The organism is Microcystis sp. M144S2, from assembly GCF_020246065.1.
Taxonomy (GTDB): Bacteria; Cyanobacteriota; Cyanobacteriia; order Cyanobacteriales; family Microcystaceae; genus Microcystis; species Microcystis ichthyoblabe_A.
Map to the genome: position 1 here is coordinate 1 of NZ_JADBTR010000071.1, position 4,243 is coordinate 4,243.

General features: G+C 47.1%; 3 protein-coding genes and 2 pseudogenes. 1 reads left to right on the plus strand and 4 read right to left on the minus strand.

Going from position 1 to position 4,243, the window contains the following annotated elements; translation table 11 throughout:
• Positions 1–116 (minus strand): annotated as a pseudogene (locus IM462_RS09425) (agmatinase); the annotation flags it as partial.
• A gap of 550 nt (positions 117–666) precedes the next feature.
• Between IM462_RS09425 and IM462_RS09430 the strand changes: the two are divergent.
• The gene (locus IM462_RS09430) at positions 667–1,620 is read left to right on the plus strand and encodes a M10 family metallopeptidase C-terminal domain-containing protein (RefSeq protein WP_287704404.1); all 954 of its coding nucleotides are present in this window, start codon (positions 667–669) and stop codon (positions 1,618–1,620) included.
• A 95-nt stretch (positions 1,621–1,715) separates the two neighbouring features.
• Here IM462_RS09430 and IM462_RS09435 read toward each other — a convergent pair.
• From IM462_RS09435 to IM462_RS09445, 3 genes and pseudogenes are all read right to left on the minus strand, one after another.
• Positions 1,716–1,955, minus strand: a pseudogene (locus IM462_RS09435) (transposase); the annotation flags it as partial.
• A gap of 308 nt (positions 1,956–2,263) precedes the next feature.
• The gene (locus tag IM462_RS09440; RefSeq protein ID WP_287704406.1) at positions 2,264–3,658 is read right to left on the minus strand and encodes a DUF2252 domain-containing protein; all 1,395 of its coding nucleotides are present in this window, start codon (positions 3,656–3,658) and stop codon (positions 2,264–2,266) included.
• 397 nt (positions 3,659–4,055) lie between these two features.
• A partial coding sequence (locus tag IM462_RS09445) for a hypothetical protein (RefSeq protein WP_287704408.1) occupies positions 4,056–4,243 on the minus strand: 188 nt, incomplete at its 5' end.

A 4,243-nucleotide genomic window follows, 5' to 3' on the forward strand; every position in this document is an offset into this window, starting at 1 on the left:
TAGGTGGTGGTGGCCTCGTAGGGAATCGGCAGGATCACGGCCTTAGCTGTGGCGTAAGATGCGATCGCTTCACTCCCTAAAAACTGTTCGCTACCGGTGGCGCAAGACAATAACATGGGCAAATCACAGAAAATTTTAGTCCAATCTTCTATTATAAATATTTTGACTATTTTTGTCTATTACAGCCTTTCTCACCAACCTCAACTGACACCAAACATATCTACTGCAATAGCAAAAAACCCTGATCCATCAATGGCTACACTCCTCGATTTCTCGATCAAGATTGGTTTCCTGCCGGCGATAATCTGCTTAACCCGAACTCAGATAATATTAAGATTTATTTCGCCAACTACTTTTTAGCTGTTCTTTGCTGTACAGTCAGGTCACTGGTCTGCCATCTAATGGACGAGATTCTGTCCAATCTTGCCCGTTGCCTGAGTTGTTCCTTGTCATAATCTAGATGTTTCCATGTCTAGGGCTGGGTGGAGAGGCTGTAATGATTCCTCAATTCTTTACCTTCCATCAGTCGCAAGATTAAGGTAAAGTTACCTTGAGCCGATTTGATTTTTTTACCGTTCCCTAGCTTTCGTTCCATTAAAATACAGTCAGTTCGCATAATCCAAGCGAGTTGATTGGTCTCGTTGTAATTAGGACAAAAGAAAGACAATGAACCCGATTTTTTTCGATATATTTGACGGCAATCTCTTCGACAATAATATAACCAACGGTACTGGTCTCGCCGATAATATCGTTCTTGATAACGGTAATGACACTTCTGACGGTGGTGCTGGTGATGATCTAATGTATGGTAATGGGGGCAGCGATAGCCTTCTAGGTAATGCGGGCAGCGACAATATTCAAGGTGGTTCAGATAATGACACCCTTGATGGTGGAGCCGGTAACGACACCCTCGATGGTGGGGCCAATAACGATACTTACCTCTTCGACACGGATCTGGTCTTGGGTAGCGATCGCCTAATTGATGCCTCTGGAATCGATACCCTCAACTTTGCGGCGACTACAACTAAAACCATCAACCTCAATCTCGGCAGTACCGCCGCCCAAACCGTCACCGCTGGAAATCTCACTCTCACCCTAGCTAGTGCCACTGCCTTTGAAAATGTTATTGGTGGTAGCCTCAACGACACCATTCTGGGCAATAGTCTAGCCAATTCTCTCACCGGTGGAGCAGGTAATGACACCCTTAGCGGTTTAGGAGGCAACGACACCCTTGATGGTGGAGACGGTAATGACACACTGATTGGTGGCAGCGGCACTGACACAATGACCGATGGTGCAGGTGACGACATTTACCGATTCTTGAGTGTATCAGATAGTCAGGTCGGTGCTGCGCGGGACATACTTACAGATTTCTCTCCTGGATTTGATAAGATTGACCTATCGGCGATCGATGCCAATACTACTATAGCGGGTGATCAAGCTTTCACTTTTGTTGGTACTGGTGGCATTGGTGGTGGCGGTCAAGTCAACTACTTTATTTCTGGTAGCAGTTTGATTGTTCAGGCAGAAATTGAGGGAGATGGTAACTTAACTGTTGATATGCAAATTCAACTCAATGGTGGATTATCTGCGATTGCGGCAACAGACTTTATCCTCTAGTCTGTGACTAATTGCACTTTTTAATCTCACGTTAGAGACAGTAAAATCTACTCCTCGGCGTGAGATTAATATTTAACCCCAGTTCGGGTTTTGTTCACTGGTTTGCGGTCGTCCACATTGCCGGGGGTAAGGTGAACGTTGAGCAATTCTCCCTCCTCGTTAACCACTAAATGCAGTTTCAAGCCAAAAAACCAGTCTATACAGGTTTTTCCCCGTGCGGCTAAATTGTCAAACACCCGATGACTACTGATGCGGCGATTATGGCAGACCTGAATTTTGCTGGCATCGACAAAGCTAATCCCCGTGCAACAACCAAAACAATGCTTCCAGTATAGTCATTTACTCCGTCAGACTTCTGGTGTGAGGAAACAGTGAACTGAAAACTCAAATCCGATCCCTAATAGCTGTCTCCCGTCTCCCGTCTCCCGTCTCCTGTCTCGACTAGGAAATTAATTTTGCACGACTACTTATATTTTTCAGCTTACTAGCCCCCGCCTTTTCTTTCCACCCTTATCCCGAACTGACGTTAAATAGGCGGCTGAAAAGCGAATACAAAGTAGTCTGGACAAGAGTTTGGCCACTTTTGATGAGCCAAAAAGCAGCGGGGTGTGAGGTCGAGAAATAACAGGCTGATAGCTTAATGCTATAAATCTTCTTCTACCAAAGCCTCGACCCGTCCTGTTTTGACCGCTTCCACCAAAGCGGCGTGATCTCGTTCTGTCTGATCGGCATAAGCGATCGCAAATTCGCCCAGGGCGAGATCGAACTGATCTCCTTTCCCCAAATAACCGCTAATGGTGGCCGCGTCTCCAGATTTAGCGTGGGCGCGGGCTAAGGTCCAGCCACAGAACTCGGCGTAGCGTTGCAGTTGGGCGGCCGACACTCCCTCAATGGGAAGGGAAAACTTCATATCCCGCAGTTGCCGTAAATAGAAGTTATTGCCCCGTCTTCCCTGGGTCCAGCCTAAAAATATATCGCTAGAGGATTGCATCAATCTCTGGCCTGTAACCACCCGTTGTCCCTGATTTTCATACTGGCTCTTGGCGGTATAGGGTTCAAGAACCGAAGGGCAAGCCTCCTTAACTTGTAGGATGAGGGGATGGTTATCTTCCGAGAACAATAGGGCGATATAACATCTGGTGCCGACACTGCCAATGCCCACCACTTTCAGGGCAAAGTCCTCTAACTGGTAGCGATCAAACAGGACCCGGCGTTCCTCCGGCAGGGATTGGCGATAGTCTTCCAGACCCTCACGCACGAGAGTCTCCCAATCCGGTTCGTTGACATGGTAGAGAATGGGCGGCTGATCGACAAAGCGACTGCGTCCCGCGGTTTGGGTGACGATCTTGGGGTAGAGATGTTCGATGATGCGCTCGCGGGCTTTTGTCATCATCTGTTCCCGTATCTTCCGCGTCTTTTCGTCGGGAGCCATCTCGATCACCTGTTCCACTCCTATGCGCGTGTACCATACCTCTAACGGACTGAGGCGAGAATATTCCCGCAGGTGTTCCCGATAGGAACGAGCGCAATTGATCGCCGCCGCCTTCGATTCTCGATCGGATAGATCGCTATCCCTGCCAGCGATGACAAAGCTGACCACCAGACGCTTGAGATCCCATTCCCAAGGTGCGGGCAGGGTTTCGTCGAAATCGTTAATATCGAAGACTAAATTGCGTTCGGGGGTGGCAAAAAATCCGAAGTTCAACAGGTGGCAATCCCCGCAGGCCTGCACAATAATGTCAGTTTTGGGAGTGGTGGCCAGATCGTAGGCCATCAAAGCAGCGGAACCGCGCAGGAAGGTAAAGGGACTACGCAACATTCGTCCGTAGCGGATGGGAATCAATTCCTGTAATCGCCCTCGATTTGATGCTTCGATGATCTCGATCGGCTCTCGACCAGCTGCGGGGGGTTGCCAGATAGCGTGGCGAGAACGCGGCAATCGCTCCCGGAGGGATTTACCGATCTGGATGCGTTCCTCCCGTGAACGGAATCGAGCTTGAGAGGGTGTCCGGATAGGGGTTTCTATTTGGTGGTTCATAACGACTTTTTCCCCTGAATGAGATTACATCCCTTGCTGTTAGATGACTAAATGAATACAAGCAATAGGAAATAGATAAGTCAAGACTGATGGTTCCCCTTCTTGGATAACTTTCTAACATTTCCTCCTGTAGAGATAGCTTCTGATGCTCGGTTCAACAATTAATCTTCACTCGCTTCTTATCCAGGGAAGATCAATATTATCGACGATACATTTTTTTCTGAAATGGCTATCTCTTAAATTTGCTTAACTTTTAGCCCAATGGCAGCCCTTCTGTTTCGATTATATCTTGCTCAAAAATTGCTGGCCGAATAATCGTAACAAAATTTTATCTAATGGTCAGCCTTCAGCCAGTGGCTAAACTCTCGCTCTTTTGTCGGGAAAAGAGTTGCCTATTCTAGGTTATAGGGTTCTTCGTTACTTGATATGGTTCGATTGGGTGGTATAAATCGACTAAATCCTTATCTGGCAATAGATTTAATTGATTAGTTCGCTCTAGATCGAAAACAATTGACAAAAATCGCCAAATGTCTTTCTCTATAAGAGTTTCATTTCTTAATAATCCTGTACGTCGCATAAGACAAA